Source organism: Streptomyces roseochromogenus subsp. oscitans DS 12.976 (assembly GCF_000497445.1).
Lineage (GTDB): Bacteria > Actinomycetota > Actinomycetes > Streptomycetales > Streptomycetaceae > Streptomyces > Streptomyces oscitans.
In genome coordinates this window covers 3,381,734-3,400,306 of the sequence record NZ_CM002285.1, presented here as the reverse complement: position 1 = coordinate 3,400,306, position 18,573 = coordinate 3,381,734, and the positions used below count along the sequence as shown (strand labels likewise).

Sequence of the window (18,573 nt, the reverse complement as noted above, 5' to 3'; positions counted from 1 at the left end):
GACGGCCCGACCTCCCCTGCGCCCCCCGACACGTCCCCGGCGCCCACGCCCACCGCGACGCCGGCCGACCCGATGACCTCCGCGCCCGGCTTCCCCGGCGGCCGGGGGCGCGGTCACGGCGCCACGAAGCATCCGCGCTGACCGTCGCATGCCTCCTTTGGCGCCAACCATGAGGCAGTCCGGGCCACTTGGCCGCAGGCCGCCCGGACTCCTGCCCAGTCGCACAGCCTCTCCGCACAGGGAAACCCCTATGACCTGAGCCGGCTTCTTGTTCCCGCCCCCTCATGCCATGAAAATGCGCATGACAAAAGTATGGGCGGCCGGAGAACTCCGGTCGCCCAAGTCGTCAGAGGGGACCCCCACATGAACAAGCCTCTCCTTGCCGCGCTCTCCTCCCTGGCCATAGCCGGGCTGGGCGCGAGCCCCGCGGTCGCCGCGCCGCACACCGCCGCCACCGCTACTGCCACCGCCACCGCCAAGCCCAAGGCGACCGTCGACTTCGCCGGCACCGTCGCGCTCAGCAACTGCTCCGGCTCCGTCATCCGCTTCCCCAACTCGGCCGACAGCGACCCGGCGCTCGTGCTGACCAACGGCCACTGCCTGGAGACCGGTTTCCCGGACCCGGGTCAGGTCATCACCGGCCAGTCCTCCAGTCGTACCTTCGGCCTGCTGAACTCCGCCGGCAGCAAGGTCGCCACCCTCCGCGCCAACCAGGTCGTGTACTCGACCATGACGGACACGGACGTCACGATCTACCAGCTGACCAGCACCTACGCGAAGATCAAGAGCTCTTACGGCATCAGCCCGCTCACCGTGAACGACAGCCACCCCACCGCCGGCACCGCCATCAAGGTCGTCTCCGGCTACTGGAAGCGCACCTACAGCTGCAGCATCGACGGCTTCGTGTACCGGCTGAAGGAGGGCGACTGGACCTGGAAGGACTCGGTCCGCTACACCTCCTCCTGCAACACCATCGGCGGTACGTCCGGCTCCCCGGTCATCGACACCGGCACCGGCAAGGTCGTCGCCGTCAACAACACCGGCAACGAGGACGGCGAGACCTGCACGGTGAACAACCCGTGCGAGGTGGACGAGAACGGCAACGTCACCATCCACCAGGGCATCAACTACGCCGAGGAGACCTACCAGATCCCGGCCTGCTTCACCACGGGCAACAGGCTGGACCTCAGCGCGTCCGGCTGCACCCTGCCGAAGCCGTAAGAACGGTCACAGTGGTGTACGGCGGACGGACCGGCCCGCGAGCACGTCCGTCCGCTTCCCGTCCTCGATGACGAACCGGCCGTCGACCAGGACGTACGGGATCCCTGTGGGAAGCGTGCGGGGCGCGGCGAAGGTCGCGCCGGGCGCCACCGTCTCCGGGTCGAACAGCACCAGATCGGCCCGGTACCCCTCGCGCACCAGGCCGCGGTCCGGCAGGCGCAGCCGGGCCGCGGGCCGTGCGGTGAGGTGGGCGACGCACTCCTCCAGGGAGAGGATTCCCAACTCCCGCACATAGTGGCAGAGATAGCGCGGGAAGGTGCCGTAGGCGCGCGGGTGCGGCTTGTCGCCCTGGAGGATGCCGTCGGAGCCGCCGGTGTGGCCGCGGTGCCGCATGATCGTGCGGACGTTGTCCTCGTGGCCGACGTGCTGGAGGATCGTCGTACCGAGCCGGTCCGTCAGCAGCAGACGCCGGGCGGTGTCCCAGGGGGCCTCGCCGCGCGTCTCCGCCGCCTCCCGCACCGTACGGCCCACGAACTCGGCCAGCGCCGGATCGGAGACGCCGGAGATCTCGATCGTCTCCCAGTCCACCGGCACGCCATGGCAGCCGTCGGAGCCGGTCACCTCCAGGTCGTGCCGGATCCGCTCGGCCGTCGCCGGGCCGGCGAGCCGGGCCAGGATCTTTGCCGGGCCGCCCTCGCTCGCCCAGCTCGGCAGCAGCGCGGCCAGGGTGGTGCAGCCGGGGGTGTAGGGATAGGTGTCCAACGTGATGTCCGCGCCGGCCTCCAGGGCCCGGTCCAGCAGCGCGAGCAGCTCGGGCGCCCGGCCCTCGTTCACGCCGAAGTTCATCGTCGCGTGGGTCAGGTGCAGCGGACAGCCGGCGTCGCGGGTGAGATCGACCATCTCGGCGTACGCCTCCAGGGCACCGGCGCCGTAGGAGCGGTGGTGCGGGCAGTAGTAGCCGCCGTACGACGCCACCACTCGGCACAGCTCGGTCAGTTCGGCGTCGGGGGCGTACATGCCGGGCGTGTAGGTGAGCCCGGACGACAGCCCCACGGCCCCCTGCTCCATCCCCTCCGCCACCAACTGCCGCATCCGGTCCAGCTCTTCGGGGGTCGCCGGGCGGTCCTCCCAGCCGACGACGAGCGCGCGGACGGTGCCCTGCGGGATCAGATAGGCCGCGTTCACGGCGGTACCCCGGTCCAGCCGGTCCAGATACTCGCCGACCGAACGCCAGTCGAAGTCGAGGTCGTCGCCGTAGCCGTTCCACCCGGTGATCGCCCGCCGCACCTCCTCCAGTGTGCGGTCGTCCACCGGCGCGTACGACAGCCCGTCCTGGCCGAGGACCTCCAGCGTGACACCCTGCGCGGCCTTCACGCTGTGGTCCGGGTCGCGCAGCAGCGCGAGGTCGGAGTGGGCGTGCATGTCGATGAAGCCGGGGGAGAGTACCAGGCCCTCGGCATCCAACTCGCGTACGGCACGCGGTCGTTGGCACCCGGCCGCAGCCGCCTCCTTGACGATCGAGACGATCCGCCCGCCGCTGAGGACGACGTCGGCCCGGTACGACGGTTCGCCGCTGCCGTCGACGACGTCGGCGTCCCGGATGACCAGGTCCTCCATGGTCCCGCCTCCCTTTCCCCGGCTCCCGGAAGAGCGAACGGATTCAGTTGAAGGGATGTACTAGAAGAACGTGCGGATGTACGCGACGACCGTGCCGTCCGCCTCGGCCACCGGGATCAGCTGCCACTTGTCGAAGGACGTGCACGGGTGGGACAGCCCGAGGCCGATCCAGTCGCCGACCTCGACGTCCGCGCCCGGGTCGGTGCGCAGCCACAGGTGCTGGTCGGACAGGGCGCTCACCTCGATCCCGGTGGCCGGGCGCTCCGTACCGTCCCGGCGTACCACCTGCACGACGGGCAGGTCCAGGTCGTAGGCGGCGTCCCGCTTGCCCGCGTTGACGAAGGCCTGGTCGGCCGAGGGGCGCGAGACGACCTGCGCCCACAGCCGGAAGGCGGGCTCCAGGGCACCCTCCTCGGGCACCCGGTTGAACGGGGTGAGCCTGCTGTAGTGCACGTCGTCGTGCGAGACGTAGGCGCCGGAGCGCAGCAGCCTCAGGACGGGCAGCGACAGGTCGGGGATCCGGGCGAACACGTCGGCGACCGCGTCGAACCACTCGCTGCCGCCGGCGCTGACGATGATCTCGCTCGCTTCGGCGAACCGCCCTGCCTTGTCGAACTCCACGGCGAGCGCGACCAGCCGGTCCAGCCAGGCCCGCACCAGCCCGGGGTCGGCGCCGGGCACCTGGGCCTCGTAACCGGCGACACCGACGAGCCGCAGGGTCCCGGTGGCGGCCACGGCATCGGCGACGGCCCGGGCGTCCGCCTCCGTGCGCACGCCGGTACGGGCGCCTTCCCCGGCGCCCAGTTCGACGACGACGTCGACGGGCCGGGCGGAGCCCTGGAGCGCGGAGTCCATCAGCTCGACGCCGTGCACGGAGTCGACGTAGCAGACGAACCGGAAGGCGGGGTCGGCGGCGAGTTCCCCGGCGATCCACCGCAGCGCCGGGGCGTCCACCAGTTCATTGGCGAGGAAGACCCGCTGGATGCCGAACGCCCGGGCGACGCGCACCTGGTGGGGCACCGCCAGGGTGATGCCCCAGGCGCCGTGCTCGATCTGGCGCTGGAAGAGCTGCGGGGCCATGGAGGTCTTGCCGTGCGGGGCGAAGGCGAGGCCGTGCCGGGCGGCGTACGTCTCCATGAGCGCGAGGTTGTGTTCCAGGCGCTCGGCGGACAGGGCGAGGACGGGCGTGGTGAAGCCGTCGGCCTCGCGGAAGAGGTTGCGGCGCTGGGCGGCCAGTTCGCCGACGGTGAGGCCGTCGGCGTCCGGCGGGAGGCCCTTGAAGCGGTGGTCGACGCGTTCCTCGGCCAGCCGGGCAAGCGCTTCGCTGCTGCTCATGGAGCCCCTCTCTCCGCCGTTGCATTATCTGCAACAGCCATTGCGTGTATTGCTCTGTGGTGTCTAGCATCTCGCCGACACCGGGTCAACGGAGCTGTCACCCGGATATCGACAGGAGTCATCATCGACGACGCTGATTACGCCGGGATCGTTGCGCACGACCGCGTGGACGTCGTCGCGCTGGGCGAGTCCATGGTCACCTTCCTGCCCAGCCGCCCGGGGCGCCTCGCGGACGTGCCCTCCTTCGACCGCGCGATCGGCGGCGCCGAGTCCAACGTGGCCTGCGTGCTGGCCGCCGCCGGGCACTCCGCGCGGTGGGTCGGCCGGGTGGGCGCGGACGGCTTCGGTGAGCATCTGCTGGAGCGGATCGCCGCGTACGGCGTCGACGTCTCGTCGGTCCACCGGGACCCGGTCCGGCCCACGGGGGTGTACTTCCGCACGGCCGGTGACCGGGGTTCGGGCGCGCACGAGGTCGCGTACTACCGGGCGGGATCGGCGGCATCGGCGATGAGCGCGCAGAACATGGACCTCGCGGCGGTGCGGGCGGGCCGGGTCCTGCATCTGTCGGGCATCACGGCAGCGCTGTCGGCCGAGTGCCGCGACCTGATGCGCGAACTGACGGCTCCCCGCCCGGGGCGCCCCCTGCTGTCCTTCGACGTGAACCACCGGCCGGGGCTGTGGCGTGATTCCGGCGGCCCGCTGGTGCTGCTGGAGCTGGCCCGTCGTGCGGACGTGGTGTTCGTGGGGCAGGACGAGGCGGCGGAGGCCTGGGGGATCACGGGAGGTCCGGAGGCGATCCGGGAGGCGCTGCCGGAGCCGGGGGTGTTGGTGGTGAAGGAGGGCGCGAAGAGGGCTACGGCGTTCGAAGGTGTGGCGCAGGCGGACGCGGACGGCACCCCGCCGGCGCCGGGCCGCGCGGCCGGCCCCCGTCCCACGGCAACGCCGGCTGTCTTCGAACCGGCCCTGAGCGTGGACGTCGTAGCCGCCACCGGCGCCGGAGACGCCTTCGCCGCGGGCTTCCTGTCCGGCACCCTGCGCAACCTCCCCCTGCGGGTCCGCCTCCGGTACGGCCACCTCTTCGCCGCCGCGGCCCTCACCGCCCCCGGCGACCTGGCCGTACCCCCGGCCCGGGACCACGCCGACCGCCTGACCGCTCTGGACGACACCGCATGGGGGAGACTTCGACTCGCCCCCGGCTGGACGCAGGCCGGGCGGGCCACACAGGAGGCGAACACCCCATGAGTCAGACCGTCGACCGCGCCCTGAGCATCCTGCCGCTGCTCGCCGAGGGCCCCGCCGACCTCGGCCGGGTCGCCGACCGCCTAGGCGTGCACAAGTCGACCGCGCTCCGCCTGCTGCGCACCCTGCACGAGCACGGCCTGGTCTACCGCCAGTCCGACCAGCGCTACCGCCTCGGCGCCCGCCTCTTCGCCCTCGCCCAGGAGGCGATGGAGAACCTCGACATCCGCGAGATCGCCCACCCCCACCTCGTGCGGCTGAACGAGGCCTGCGGCCACACCGTGCACCTGGCCGTGTACGAGGAGGGTGAGGTCCTCTACATCGACAAGGTGGAGAGCCGCTACCCGGTGCGCATGTACTCGCGGATCGGCAAGCCCGTCGCCATCACGGTCGCCGCCGTGGCCAAACTCCTCCTCGCGGACCTGCCCGAACCCGAGCGCCACGCCCTCGCGGACAAGCTCGACTACCCCCTGTACACGGCCCGCTCAACCCCCAACGCCCCCGCATTCCTGCGGGAGTTGGAGAAGGTCCGCGCACAGGGCTGGGCCACCGACCTCGGTGGCCACGAGGAGTCCATCAACTGCGTCGCCGCGCCCATCCGCGGCGCCGACGGCCGGGTGGTCGCCGCGATGTCGGTGTCCGCGCCGAACGTCGTCGTCACCGGCGAGGAACTCCTCACCTTGCTCCCGCAGGTCCGCCGTTGCGCGGACGCGATCAGCGGCGAGTACTCCGGAAGAACACCGAGCAAGGAAGCCGGCAACTGATGACCGAGAAGATCGCCCTCACCCCGAAGACCCACACCACCCCGCCCGCGAAGTTCTCGCACGGCGTGAAGAAGGGCAACATCCTCCAGGTCGCCGGCCAGGTCGGCTTCCTGCCGGCGGAGGACGGCAAGCCCCCGACGCCGGCCGGTCCCACCCTGCGCGAGCAGACCCTGCAAACCCTCGCCAACGTCAAGGCGATCCTCGAAGAGGGCGGCGCGAGCTGGGACGACGTGATGATGATCCGCGTCTATCTGACGGACGTGGACCACTTCGCCGAGATGAACGAGATCTACAACGCCTACTTCGAGGAGCAGGGCCTCACCGCCCCGCCCGCCGCCCGCACAACGGTCTACGTCGGCCTCCCGGCCGGCCTCCTCATCGAGATCGACGCGCTCGCCGTACTCGGCTGACGCTTCATCAGCTCCCGTACCCCGTACGCATGTCACGGCACGGCGCCCTCCGAGGTGCTGTGCCGCGCTCCTCCCTACCCAGAAGCAGGATGCATTCAAGAAGAGGACCCCCGTATGTCCTACTACGTTGTCGCAGCCGCCCCCACCGCACCGCCACCACCCCACACCGGAGGCCTGCTCCTCCTCCTGAACGGCACCCCCGGCCTCCTCACGGTCGCAGCCCTCGGCATAGCCCTGTTGCTCTTCCTGATCATCAAGGTCCGGCTGCAGCCGTTCGTGGCCCTCCTGGCCGTCTCCATAGCGGTGGGCCTGCTCGCCGGACTCTCGGTCACCGAACTCTTCGGCACCGTCCAGCGTTCCGACGCCGTCTCCACCATCGAGTCCGGCATGGGCGGCATCCTTGGCCACGTAGCGATCATCATCGGTCTGGGTACGATGCTCGGCGCGATCCTGGAGGTCAGCGGCGGAGCGGAGGTACTGGCGACCCGACTGCTGGCCCTGTTCGGCGAGCGGCGCGCCCCCCTCGCCATGGGCCTCACAGGCCTGACCTTCGGCATCCCGGTCTTCTTCGACGTGGGCATCTTCGTCCTGGCCCCGCTCGTCTACGCGGCGGCGAAGCGAGGCGGCAAGTCGATCCTGCTGTACTGCCTGCCCCTGCTGGCGGGCCTGTCGATGACCCACGCTTTCCTGCCGCCGCACCCCGGTCCGGTAGCGGCCGCCGGCCTCCTCCACGTCCAGCTCGGCTGGGTCATCCTCATGGGCATCGTCTGCGGCATCCCGGCCGTCCTGGCCGCCTGGGCGTTCTCCGCCTGGATCGGGCAGCGGATCTTCGTCGCCGTACCGCAGGACATGGTCGAGGCGGCGGAGGAGGCGAAGCGGGCGGTGGTGGCGGAGCAGCGCGCCCAGGGAGTGGAACCCCAGGAGCGTCCGGTCCCGCTCGCCACGGTCCTGGCCATCATCGGCACCCCCCTGATCCTGATCCTCGCGGCCACCTTCTCCTCGATCGCCCTGGACCCGTCCCCCGGCCGCTCGGTCCTGGAGTTCTTCGGCCACCCGTTCGTGGCTCTGACGCTGGCGCTTCTCCTCGCGTACTACCTCCTGGGCATCCGCCGCGGCTGGTCCCGCAAGTCCCTGGAAACGGTGTCCACTTCCTCGCTGAAGCCGGTCGGCAACATCCTGCTGGTCGTCGGCGCGGGCGGGGTCTTCGGCGCCGTACTGAAGGCGAGCGGCGTGGCCCAGGCCCTGTCGGACACGTTCCACGGCGTGGGTCTGCCGGTGATCGTGCTGGCGTACCTGATCTCGCTGGTCCTGCGGGTGGCCCAGGGCTCGGCGACGGTGGCGATCGTGACGACGGCGGGCATCGTGGCGCCCCTCCTCTCCGAGGGCCACCACTCCCAGGCCTTCGTGGCCCTGGTCATCATGGCCATCTCGGCGGGCTCCATCTTCGCCTCGCACGTCAACGACGGCGGCTTCTGGATGGTCGCCAAGTACTTCGGCATCACCGAGCGGGACACGCTGCGGACCTGGACGGTCCTTGAGTCGGTGCTGTCGGTGGCGGGGTTCGCGGTGGCGGCGGCGGTGAGCGTCTTGGTGTGAACGTGATGTGAGTGAAACCGGGGATGAGCGGGCTGACTGGTTCCGGCACAGGGAAGTCGTCCATACTGCCGCCGTGGAGCAGCGCATAGGAGCGAGCAGCAAGCCGTCCGGGGCCGAGCCGTTGAAGGCCGGGCCCGTGACGGGCGCCGGTTTCGACCCGGCGTTCATCCCCGGGATCTCCGTCCCGGCCCCGGCCAAGTCCGAGGAGGTGGCGGACGCCCAGCCGGAGCCGCCGGAGTCGGTCGAGTCGGCGCCGTCGGCCAAGGCGGCGGCCCGGCCGGAGGACTCGGCAGCGCCCGAGGAGACCGACGAGACCGACGAGACCGACGAGGCCACGGACGGCGAAGGCCCGGACGACGGGCCGGTCTTCGAGGCCTCCGACCGTCGCGCGAAGATCGTGGCCGACCGCAAGGGCGTCCGCCTCCGCCTGGACGAGGAGTCCTGCGAATTCCGCTGGGAGGAGATCGCCGCGGTCGAGACGGAGTCCCCCCGCTTCGGCAAGCGCTACACGATCACCGTGCACACCCCGGACCGCCGCTGGTACCCGATCGAGATCGAGGCGGCGGCCAGGGCCCGCTTCCAGGAGTGGGACGCACAGCTGGACGCCGTGCTGGACGCGTATTTCGAGGACGGTTCGGACTGAGGACGACGGTTCGCCCGTCGTGACCGAGGGACGGCTGAACGGACCGGGGAAGCGTTCGGGACCGCACACCCCGGATGCAGGTCCGTGCGGGCGACGGGTCCGTGTGTCGCCCACCGGGTCGCGGTCCGCTCGACGACGATCCGGTCGTGTTCTCCCTCTCCGCGCCGCGCACCCGCAGCCTCCTCGCCCTCGCCGCCACGGTCGCCCTTGCCGTCCCGCCCCTCCTGCTCGCACCCCCGGCTTCCGCCGCCGTGGCCAACGGCGGCTTCGAGAACGGCACCCTGACCGGCTGGACCCGGTCCGGTGCCACCGCCATGGTCAGCTCCGGTGCCCACGGCGGCAGGTACGCCGCACGCGTCGGCGGTGCCGGCGCCGCCGACTCCGCCATCACCCAGACCTTCCGCGCGCGTACGGGCGAGCGCCGGCTGTCGTTCTGGTACGACGTCAGCTGCCACAGCCCCGCGGCCCGCAGCTGGGCCACGGCCGGGCTGCGGGACAACACCACCGGCGTGACCACCACCGTCGTGCGCAAGAACTGCACCGAGGGACGCGGCTGGGAGAAGGCGAGCACCGCCGTCAGGCCGGGCCACAGCTACACCCTCCGCCTGGCCCACCACTGCGATCACCACGCCGCCCACCGCAGCTTCACCCGCTACGACGACGTCCAGCTCACCGCCGATCCCCTGACCCGGATCGACACCGACCCCTTCACCAACTCCGCCAGCCAGCACGCCACCGTGGTGGAGCCCGACACCTTCGCCTCCGGCAACACGGTCATCGCCGTCGCCCAGAACGGCCGTTTCTTCAGCGGCGGCGCCTCCGGCCTCGGCTGGGCCCGGTCGGCCGACGGCGGAGTCACCTGGACCCACGGCACCATCCCCGGTATCACCGTCTACCAGGGCGGCCCCTTCTCCCGGGTCTCCGACCCGTCGGTCGGCTACGACGCCCGGCACGGCACCTGGCTGACCGCGGGCCTCGCCCTCAACTCGACGTCAAGCGGCGTCATCGGCGCCGGAGTCACCGTCAGCCGCTCCACCACCGACGGCGTGAGCTGGCAGAACCCCGTCAGAGCGGTCGGATTCGACGGGCCGAACTACGACAAGCCGTGGATCACCTGCGACAACACCCCCACCAGCCCCTTCTACGGGCGCTGCTACATCGAGGTCGACAACAACTCGGCCGGCAACCGGATCCTGATGAGCACCTCCACCGACGGGGGACTCCACTGGTCGGCACCGGTCACTCCGTCCGGCGCCCCGAGCGGCCTGGCCGGACAGCCGCTCGTCCGGCCGAACGGCACCGTCGTCGTGCCCTACTCGGCCAATGGAAGCGCCATCCGCGTCTTCAACTCCACCAACGGTGGTGCCTCCTGGAGCGGCACCTCACTCATCGCCTCCGTCAGCGCCCACACCGTCGCGGGCGGCCTGCGGGCCATCCCGGGAATCTCCTCCGCGGAGATCAGCGCCTCCGGCCGGATCTTCGTCGCGTGGCACGACTGCCGCTTCCGCGCGAACTGCACGGCCAACGACATCGTCTACTCCACCTCGTTCGACGGCGTCACCTGGGAGACCGTGCGCCGTGTCCCGATCGACGCCACCACCAGCGGCGTCGACCACTTCCTCCCCGGCCTCGGCGTCGACCACACCACGTCCGGGAGCACCACCCGGATCGGCCTGTACTACTACTTCTATCCGGTCGCCAACTGCACCTCGACCACCTGCCGCCTCCAGGTCGGCTACATCTCCTCTGCCGACCGAGGCGTCACCTGGACCACCGCCACGACGCTGACCGGGCCGTTCCCCCTCTCCCAGATCGCGAACACCAACCAAGGCCGCATGGTCGGCGACTACATCTCCACCTCCATCGTCGGTGGCCGGGCCGTCTCCGCGTTCCCGCTCGGCGCGGCTCCGACCACCGGCCAGGCCTTCGACGAGGCCCTGTACACGGCCGGCCCACTCACCGTGGGCTGACCAGCACCGCCTAGCCGCGGTACGGCGTCCTTGTTCCGGGAGGTCTCCCGCTCGATGACTTCGTCGGACGGGCAGAACCCCCCGTCCGCGCGTCATACCGGCGGCGCGGCCGACTCCAGATCGTCGATGCTCCCCGACATGATCGTCCGCACGTGCTCGGTGATGCGCTCCGCCGGCCAGTCCCACCAGGCCACCGCCAGCAGCCGGGCGATGTCCCGGTCGTCGTAGCGGGTGCGGATGAGGCGGGCCGGGTTGCCGCCGACGATGCCGTAGTCGGGTACGTCGCCGGTGACCACCGCGCCGGAGGCGATGATCGCGCCGTGTCCGATCCGTACGCCGGGCATGATCGTCGTGCCGTGGCCGAACCAGACGTCGTTGCCGACGACCGTGTCCCCGCGGTTCGGCAGGCCGGTGAGCAGGTCGAAGTGGTCGGCCCAGGAGCCACCCATGGTGGGGAAGGGGAAGGTCGAGGGGCCGTCCATACGGTGGTTGGCGCCGTTCATGATGAACCGCACGCCCGTGCCCAGCGCACAGAACCTGCCGATGATCAGCTTCTCCGGCCCGTAGTGGTAGAGCACGTTGCGCGTCTCGAACGCGGTCGGGTCATCCGGGTCGTCGTAGTACGAGTACTCCCCGACCTCGATCAGCGGGGACTTCACCAGCGGCTTGAGCAGCACCACCCGCGGCTGCCCGGGCCATCGAATTGACGAAGCCCGGGCCGCTGCGGGCCCGGGCCTCGTCACCAGCCGGTTCTCATGTCACGGCAGTGCGTGCACATGCGCCCCCACCGCGTTCGACCACGCGTTCCCCGCCGACGCGTCCCAGTTCGTGGACCAGGTCATCGCGCCGCGCAGGTCGGGGTAGGTCTTCGACGGCTTGAAGGTGCCGCAGTTCGTGCCGGCCGTCAGGCAGTCCAGCGCGTTGTTCACCACCGAGGGAGATACGTAGCCGCTGCCCGCCGCGCTCGTGGAGGCCGGCAGGCCCAGGCCCACCTGGGACGGGGCGAGGCCGCCCTGGAGCTGGATGCAGGCCAGGGCGGTCAAGAAGTCCACCGACCCCTGGCTGTAGACCTTGCCGTCGCAGCCCAGCATGGAACCGCTGTTGTAGTACTGCATGTTGACGACCGTCAGGATGTCCTTGATGTTCAGGGCCGTCTGGAAGTACGTGTTCGACGTCGACTGCATGTCGATCGTCTGGGGCGCCATCGTGATGATCAGGGAGGAGCCCGCCTTCGAGGAGAGAGACCTCAGCGCCTGTGTCATGTACGTCGCGTCGAGGCCGTTCTCCAGGTCGATGTCGACGCCGTCGAAGCCGTACGTCTGCATGAGGGAGTAGACGGAGTTCGCGAAGTTCGTCGCCGACGCCGCGTCGCTGATCGACACCGTGCCGTTCTGGCCGCCGATCGAGATGACGACCTTCTTGCCGGCCGCCTGCTTCGCCTTGATGTCCGCCTTGAACTGGTCGACCGTGTAGCCGCCCAGGCCGGACGAGTCCAGGTTGAAGGTCACCGCTCCCGGTGTCGAGGTCGCGTCGGCGAAGGCGACCGCGATGATGTCGTACGCGGACGGGACGTCCGACAGCTTCTGGACCGTCGCGCCGTTGTTGAAGTTCTGCCAGTAGCCCGTCACCGCGTGCTTGGGCAGTGCACCGCCGCCGCCACCGCCGGTCGGGGCCGTCGTGCCCGTCACCGACGCCGACTTCGCCGACTCGCCCGCCGCGTTCGTCGCCGTCACCTGGAAGGTGTACGACGTCGACGCCGACAGGCCGGTCACCGTGGCCGACGTTCCCGTCACCGCCGTCACCTTCGTGCCGTCGCGGTAGACGTTGTAACCCGTCGCGCCCGAGACCCCGGTCCACGCCAACGACACCGACGAGGACGTCGTACCCGAGACGGACAGGCCGGACGGCGTCGCCGGGACCGTCGGGGCCGGGTCGCCGCCTGAGCCGCCGTCGGGGCCGTAGACCGAGACGTCGTCGGCGTAGTAGGGCGCCTGGCCGTACCAGCCGTGGGTGTAGATCGTGACCGACGTCGTCGACGCACCTGTGGTGAAGGTCGTCGACAGTTGCTTCCAGGCCGTGGTGTCGGGGGTCCACGTCGAGACGTCCGTCGTGCCCGTGCCCGTCACGCCCAGGTAGGAGTAGCCGCCCTGCACCCACCCGCTCAGCGTGTACGTCGAGTTGGGCTGCACCGCCACCGTCTGGGTGCACTGGGCGTCGTCCTGGCCGGCCGGGGTCGCCTTCAGGGCGGCACTCCCGCTGTGCACCGGGGAGGAGACCGTCGTACCGCTGCCCGCCGTACAGGTCCAGTCGGACAGGCCCGACTCGTAGCCCGCGTTCCTGACGTTGTTGACGTCCGCTGCGGAGGCCGGGCCGGCGGCCGCGGTGAGGCCCGCGACGGAGAGGGCGAGGGTGGTCGCGGCGGACCACAGGGTGATTCGCCGTCCGCGGGGTCTGGGTATGCCTGGTGCGTGGTCCACTGGGGCCTCCGGTGGGGAGTTCGGCGAGGGAGCCTTGGCGGGGAGGGAGGAGGGGGAGAAGCGGTGGCCACCGTTGGGCTACAAGTTGGTCCAGACCAATCCGCGTGTCAAGAGGTCCAGACCAAATGCGTGGCCGCTGGCTCGCTCAACCTGTCCGGATTTGGCGGGATTTGCGAGGAGAGAGTTCCACGCGAGCTTCACAAACGCTGTTCTCCGGTCATTCGGCCGTGGATACAGTGCTCACGTAGTCACGCAGTGAAGTCGTACCGGTGCGCGGGAGTTACTCCGGTGGGCCGGCGGGTGTGAAGAGCGGGGAGCCGCGCGTGCCAACTGCCATTGCCGTCACCAGTGCCGACATGGCACTGCCGGCGCAGGACGAACGGACCATGCCGGCCGTCGTGCTGAGCGGCCTCGACCAGCGGCCGCTGGAGCATGCGCTCACCGAACTCCACGCCCTGACCGAGCAGTACGGGCATGTGGTGGTCGTCTGCTCCCAGGCCACTCCGGAGCCCGTCGTACGGCGGCTGCACACCCTGCGCTCGCTGCTCGAAAGCGACCGCATCGCCTTCTTCCGGCCCGACCTGCCGCCCCTCGGCATCGCCGTGCTCGCCCGGCAGCTGCGCCAGCTCGCCTCCTGCGATCTGAGTCCGGGCGTGCTCGCCTCCGCCGGACGGCTGCTCACCCACTACATTCACGCCGGGGCCGTGCTCGGCTCCGTCGCCCGCCTCGACCGGGTGCCGGTCGGGCTGAAGGCGCACGCCAAGTCCTGGATGCCCGGCAGCCAGTTCGCCGTACTCGCGCATCCGGAGCCGCAGCTCGTCAAGATCGCTCCGGGCGTCACCCTCAAGGGGCCGGAGTTCAGCACCTGGATGCTCGTCGCCCGAGGGCAGCAGACGCAGGGGGACTGGGTCGGCGGGCTCGCCGGGCAGTGGAGCGTGCACGGACTGCGCGAGGTCCCGCTGCCCGCCGAGTCCCCGGTGTGGTGGGGGACCGGCCGTATGACCGAGTTCTGCGGCTATCTCGCCGACCTGTCCGTTCTGTACCAACTGGTCACGTCCGTACGGCAGACCAGCTGCCACTGGTGCGGCCTGGACGTCATCGGCGACCGCTGTGTCTTCTGCTCCGCCACCCCGCCCGTCCACGAACCCGCCCCGCCCCGCGCCCTGGAACAGCGCGCGCCCGTCTGACCCGCCCGCACCTGATCCGCATCCCGCTCGACCGATTCCCCCAATGAGGTTGCACGGTTCATGAACTCCCGTCAGCGCCGCGGCGTGATACTCCTGATCCTGTCGGTCCTGTGCGCTCTCGGCGCGTTCGCCGGCGTGCTCTCCGTCGTCCACGACGTCGATTCCAAGGTCGGGCCCGAGGTCACCGCCTATCGGGTCAGGTCCGACGTGAAGCCGTACACGGCGCTGGACACGGACCAGTTCGAGAAGATCAAGATGCCCAAGCGGTGGCTGTCCGGCAACGCCGTCACCGATCTCCGCCAGATCCAGGGCAAGATCGCCGTCACCACCCTGCGCGCCGGGTCCCTGCTCCAGACCGACATGATCGTCGACCAGCCCGCCCTCCAGCCCGGAGAGCAGGAGGTCGCCATCATGATCGACGCGGCGACGGGCGTGGCCGGCGAGATCACTCCGGGGTCCCGGGTCAACGTCTACGCCACCTTCGCCGGGAAGAAGGACACCGACCCGGACCAGTCGAAGATCATCGTGACGAACGCCCGCGTTCTCGACGTCGGCCGGATCACCGCCCTCGACCCCGACAGCGGCAAGAACCAGCAGCAGCCCACCCAGGCCGTCCCCATCACCTTCGCGCTGTCCACCCTCGACGCCCAGCGCCTCACCTACGCCGAGTCCTTCGCCCAGCGCGTCCGGCTCGCGCTGGTGGCGCCCGGCGGCGAGACCAGCGTGCCCGACAAGGACCGCACCTACGAACTCGCGACGGACAAGTGAGAGGCGGCCCGCATGCCCACCAGGATCCTCCCGGCCGGCGCGGACCCCGACGCGGTCCGCTCCCTCGTCACCCTCCTCAGCCAGCTCCCCGACGCCGAGCCACAGCCACCGGTCGGCGACTCCACCCAACTGGTCGACACCCTCGCCCACCTCGCCGCCGAGTCGATGGACGAACTGCCCGAGGTCGTGGTCGTACACGAGCGGATCGGCCCGGTACCCGCCCTGGAGCTGATCCGCGAGGTCGCCCTGCGCTTCCCCGCCGTCGGCGTCATCCTCGTCACCACCGACGCGAGCCCCGGCCTGTTCTCCGCCGCCATGGACTCCGGCGCCCGCGGCCTGGTCGCGCTCCCGCTGTCGTACGAGGAACTCGCCAGCCGCGTCCAGGCCGTCGCCCAGTGGTCGACCGGTGTGAGGCGCCATCTCGGCCACGGCGCCGATGTGTTCGGCGGCGCCGGCGGTACGGTCGTCACGGTCAGCGGCGCCAAGGGGGGAGCCGGGGCGACGCTCACGGCCATTCAGCTCGCCCTCGCCGCGCAGGCATCCGGGCGGCCGACCGCTCTGGTCGATCTGGATCTGCAGACCGGCGACATCGCCTCCTACCTGGACATCCAGTTCCGGCGGTCCGTGGTCGACCTCGCCGCCATCGCCGACATCTCGCCGCGCGTCCTCGCCGACGCCGTCTTCCGTCACGACACCGGGCTGGCCCTGCTCCTCGCCCCCGCCGAGGGCGAACGCGGCGAGGAGGTCACCGACCGCGCCGCCCGCCAGATCGTCAGCGCCCTGCGCTCCCGCTACGAGGTGGTCGTGGTCGACTGCGGCGCCCAGCTCAGCGGGGCCGGCGCGGCGGTGGTGGAGATGGCCGACACCGCACTGCTGGTGACCACCCCGGACGTGATCTCCGTACGCGCCGCCAAGCGGACGGTACGGATGTGGGACCGGCTGCAGATCCGCAAGGGCGAGGAGACGACGGTCGTCGTCAACCGGCACACGCGGCATACGGAGATCCAGCCCGCGCTGGTGCAGCGCATCACGGGGACGGCGCTCGCCCGTACCGCCGTACCGGCCAATTTCAAGGAGCTTCAGGCCGTCGTGGACGCGGGGCGCGTGCATGAACTGGACAGCAGGAGTTCCGTGAAGCAGGCGCTGTGGGCGCTCGCCGGAGAACTGGGGCTGGTGAAGGCGGGCGAGGGCGGCCATCGTGCCGGCCCGGGCCGGGGCACGGTCGGATTCCGGCGGCGGAAGGAGTGAGCGAGCCGTGAGAAGGCCGGGTGGGGACCGGGGACAGGTCAGCATCGAGTTCCTCGGGATGACTCCGCTGATCATTCTGACCTTGGTGCTCATGTGGCAGGCCGTGCTCGTGGGGTACACCTTCACGCTCGCCGGGAATGCCGCGGACGAGGGGGTGCGGGCGGGGACGGCCGCGGCGCCGGGCGGCGCGCGGCAGGCGGCCTGCTCGGCGGCGGGGATGAAGCATCTGTCGGCGGCGTGGAGGGGGGACGCGGTGGTGACGTGCAATCCGTCCGGCTATGTCACGGCCGATGTGTACCTCAAGGTCCCGGTTCTCTTTCCCGGGGTGTTCTCCTTTCCCGCCACGGTGCACGGCCACGCGGGCGCCGTCGAGGAGGTGAAGCGCTGAGATGTCGTACCGGCGCAAGCGGCGGGACGCGGGCCAAGTGGCCGTCGAATACCTCGGGTTCATCCCGGTGCTGCTGATCGTGGGCATGGCGGGTATCCAGATCGGGGCCGTCGCGTATGCCGCCGAGCAGGCCGGTACGGCGGCGCGGGCGGGGGCGCGGGCGGCGTCCCTGCGGCAGGACACGCAGCAGGCGTGCACCGGCGCCGTCAGCGGCGCGCTCACCGTGACGTGTGGCGAGACCGGGGGAGGGGACGGCTCCGTCACCGTCACGGCCAGGGTGAAGATCCCGAAGATCGTCTGGGACTTCGGCTACGCCACCAGGTCCGCCACCATGCCGCTCGACCACTAAGCGAGGAGTCGCCGACATGAGCCTGCGGGCACGCATCAGCACTCCGGAGGAGCACGGCAGCCGGGGCGAGGACGGGCATCTGGTCGCCTCCTACCGGGCCAAGCTGCTGGAGGAGATCGACCTCGCGGAGATGAGTTCGCTCGCCGCCGCCGACCGCCGGGCGCGCCTTGAACGGGTGCTCGGGCACATCATCAGCCGTGAGGGCCCGGTGCTGTCGACGGTCGAGCGCTCGCAGCTGATCCGCCGGGTGGTGGACGAGGCGCTGGGCCTCGGCATCCTGGAGCCCCTGCTGGAGGACGCGTCGATCACCGAGATCATGGTGAACGGCGCCGACGCGATCTTCGTGGAACGCGGCGGCCGCGTCGAGCAGCTGCCGATCCGGTTCGCCTCCGCCGACCAGCTGATGCAGACCATCGAGCGGATCGTGTCGACGGTGAACAGAAGGGTCGACGAGTCGAATCCGATGGTCGATGCCCGCCTTCCCTCCGGCGAGCGCGTCAACGTCATCATCCCGCCGCTGTCGCTGACCGGCCCGATCCTCACCATCCGCCGCTTCCCGCGCTCCTTCACCCTGCAGGAGCTGATCTCCTTCGGCTCGCTGGACGAGCACATGGTGTTTCTGCTGGCGGGGCTGGTGCAGGCGAAGTTCAACATCATCGTCTCCGGCGCCACGGGCACCGGAAAGACGACCCTGCTGAACGCCCTCTCCGGGCTCATCCCGTCCCGCGAACGCATCATCACCATCGAGGACTCCGCCGAACTCCAGCTCCAGCAGGCGCATGTGGTCCGCCTGGAGTCACGGCCGCCGAACGTCGAGGGCAAGGGCCAGGTCACCATCCGCGACCTGGTCCGCAACTCCCTGCGGATGCGCCCGGACCGGATCGTGGTCGGCGAGGTCCGCGGCGGCGAGTCCCTCGACATGCTCCAGGCGATGTCCACCGGCCACGACGGATCGCTGGCGACCGTGCACGCGAACAGCGCCGAGGACGCGCTGACGCGGCTGCAGACCCTCGCCTCCATGTCCGACGTCGAGGTCCCCTTCGTCGCGCTGCACGACCAGATCAACAGCGCGGTCGACGTCATCGTCCAGCTCACCCGGTTCGCCGACGGCGCCCGCCGGATCACCGAGATCGCGCTCCTCGACAGCCACGGCGGGGAGCCGTACCGGCTCGCGACCGTGGCCCGGTTCGACGCCCGGCCCATGACCCCCGACGGCCGGGTGTACGGCGCCTTCCAGTACTTCCCGCTGCCCCGCCGCACCGCCGACCGCCTGTACATGGCGAGCCAGCCCATCCCGCAGGCCTTCGGGGTCGCCCACACGGCGGCTCAACTCACCACCCGAGAAGCCAGGTAGGACCAGG

The 18,573-nt window shown here is 70.7% G+C and carries 17 protein-coding genes; 13 read left to right on the top strand and 4 right to left on the bottom strand.

Annotated features, from left to right (window positions below):
• Positions 1-363: 363 nt before the first annotated feature.
• The gene (locus M878_RS64405) at positions 364-1,221 is read left to right on the top strand and encodes a trypsin-like serine peptidase (RefSeq protein WP_023547099.1); all 858 of its coding nucleotides are present in this window, start codon (positions 364-366) and stop codon (positions 1,219-1,221) included.
• A gap of 6 nt (positions 1,222-1,227) precedes the next feature.
• Here M878_RS64405 and M878_RS64400 read toward each other — a convergent pair whose 3' ends face one another.
• Both M878_RS64400 and M878_RS64395 read right to left on the bottom strand, forming a co-directional pair.
• Positions 1,228-2,838: an N-acyl-D-amino-acid deacylase family protein gene (locus M878_RS64400; protein ID WP_023547098.1), complete on the bottom strand. Its 1,611-nt coding sequence runs from the start codon at positions 2,836-2,838 to the stop codon at positions 1,228-1,230.
• Positions 2,839-2,898: 60 nt separating this feature from the next.
• Positions 2,899-4,173 carry an alanine racemase gene (locus M878_RS64395; RefSeq protein ID WP_023547097.1) on the bottom strand — a complete coding sequence of 425 codons (1,275 nt, stop codon included), beginning with the start codon at positions 4,171-4,173 and terminating at the stop codon, positions 2,899-2,901.
• Between the two features lie 192 nt (positions 4,174-4,365).
• On the opposite strand from M878_RS64395, the gene M878_RS64390 reads away from it, so the two are divergent.
• From M878_RS64390 to M878_RS47870, 6 genes are all read left to right on the top strand, one after another.
• Positions 4,366-5,415, top strand: a complete 1,050-nt coding sequence (locus M878_RS64390; RefSeq protein WP_245238391.1) for a sugar kinase — start codon at positions 4,366-4,368, stop codon at positions 5,413-5,415.
• Positions 5,412-6,176, top strand: a complete 765-nt coding sequence (locus M878_RS64385; protein ID WP_023547095.1) for an IclR family transcriptional regulator — start codon at positions 5,412-5,414, stop codon at positions 6,174-6,176. The genes M878_RS64390 and M878_RS64385 overlap by 4 nt, the downstream gene beginning before the upstream one ends.
• The gene (locus tag M878_RS64380) at positions 6,176-6,586 is read left to right on the top strand and encodes a RidA family protein (protein WP_023547094.1); all 411 of its coding nucleotides are present in this window, start codon (positions 6,176-6,178) and stop codon (positions 6,584-6,586) included. The genes M878_RS64385 and M878_RS64380 overlap by 1 nt, the downstream gene beginning before the upstream one ends.
• A 114-nt stretch (positions 6,587-6,700) precedes the next feature.
• Positions 6,701-8,182, top strand: coding sequence for a GntP family permease (locus M878_RS64375; protein WP_023547093.1), 1,482 nt, complete (start codon positions 6,701-6,703; stop codon positions 8,180-8,182).
• A gap of 73 nt (positions 8,183-8,255) precedes the next feature.
• Positions 8,256-8,825, top strand: coding sequence for a hypothetical protein (locus M878_RS64370; protein WP_031224954.1), 570 nt, complete (start codon positions 8,256-8,258; stop codon positions 8,823-8,825).
• Between the two features lie 146 nt (positions 8,826-8,971).
• On the top strand, positions 8,972-10,795 hold the full coding sequence (locus tag M878_RS47870; RefSeq protein ID WP_158692691.1) for a sialidase family protein: 1,824 nt from the start codon (positions 8,972-8,974) through the stop codon (positions 10,793-10,795).
• A gap of 92 nt (positions 10,796-10,887) precedes the next feature.
• On the opposite strand, the gene M878_RS64365 is transcribed toward M878_RS47870, so the two are convergent.
• The gene (locus M878_RS64365) at positions 10,888-11,499 is read right to left on the bottom strand and encodes a CatB-related O-acetyltransferase (protein ID WP_031224952.1); all 612 of its coding nucleotides are present in this window, start codon (positions 11,497-11,499) and stop codon (positions 10,888-10,890) included.
• 54 nt (positions 11,500-11,553) lie between these two features.
• Positions 11,554-13,272, bottom strand: a complete 1,719-nt coding sequence (locus M878_RS64360) for a chitinase (protein WP_023547089.1) — start codon at positions 13,270-13,272, stop codon at positions 11,554-11,556.
• 302 nt (positions 13,273-13,574) lie between these two features.
• Between M878_RS64360 and M878_RS64355 the strand changes: the two genes are divergently transcribed.
• Genes M878_RS64355 through M878_RS64330 form a run of 6 tightly spaced genes read left to right on the top strand, consistent with a single transcriptional unit; the run spans position 13,575 to position 18,566 of the window.
• On the top strand, positions 13,575-14,459 hold the full coding sequence (locus tag M878_RS64355; RefSeq protein ID WP_106962719.1) for a hypothetical protein: 885 nt from the start codon (positions 13,575-13,577) through the stop codon (positions 14,457-14,459).
• Between the two features lie 60 nt (positions 14,460-14,519).
• Positions 14,520-15,227 (top strand): Flp pilus assembly protein CpaB, encoded by a 708-nt coding sequence (gene cpaB, locus M878_RS64350; protein WP_023547087.1) that lies wholly within the window; start codon positions 14,520-14,522, stop codon positions 15,225-15,227.
• Between the two features lie 12 nt (positions 15,228-15,239).
• Positions 15,240-16,475: a CpaE/TadZ family protein gene (locus tag M878_RS64345; protein WP_023547086.1), complete on the top strand. Its 1,236-nt coding sequence runs from the start codon at positions 15,240-15,242 to the stop codon at positions 16,473-16,475.
• Between the two features lie 7 nt (positions 16,476-16,482).
• Positions 16,483-16,863 carry a TadE family protein gene (locus M878_RS64340; RefSeq protein ID WP_023547085.1) on the top strand — a complete coding sequence of 127 codons (381 nt, stop codon included), beginning with the start codon at positions 16,483-16,485 and terminating at the stop codon, positions 16,861-16,863.
• 1 nt (position 16,864) lies between these two features.
• Positions 16,865-17,212 carry a TadE/TadG family type IV pilus assembly protein gene (locus tag M878_RS64335; protein WP_023547084.1) on the top strand — a complete coding sequence of 116 codons (348 nt, stop codon included), beginning with the start codon at positions 16,865-16,867 and terminating at the stop codon, positions 17,210-17,212.
• 16 nt (positions 17,213-17,228) lie between these two features.
• On the top strand, positions 17,229-18,566 hold the full coding sequence (locus M878_RS64330; RefSeq protein ID WP_023547083.1) for a TadA family conjugal transfer-associated ATPase: 1,338 nt from the start codon (positions 17,229-17,231) through the stop codon (positions 18,564-18,566).
• The last annotated feature ends 7 nt before the right edge of the window (positions 18,567-18,573 follow it).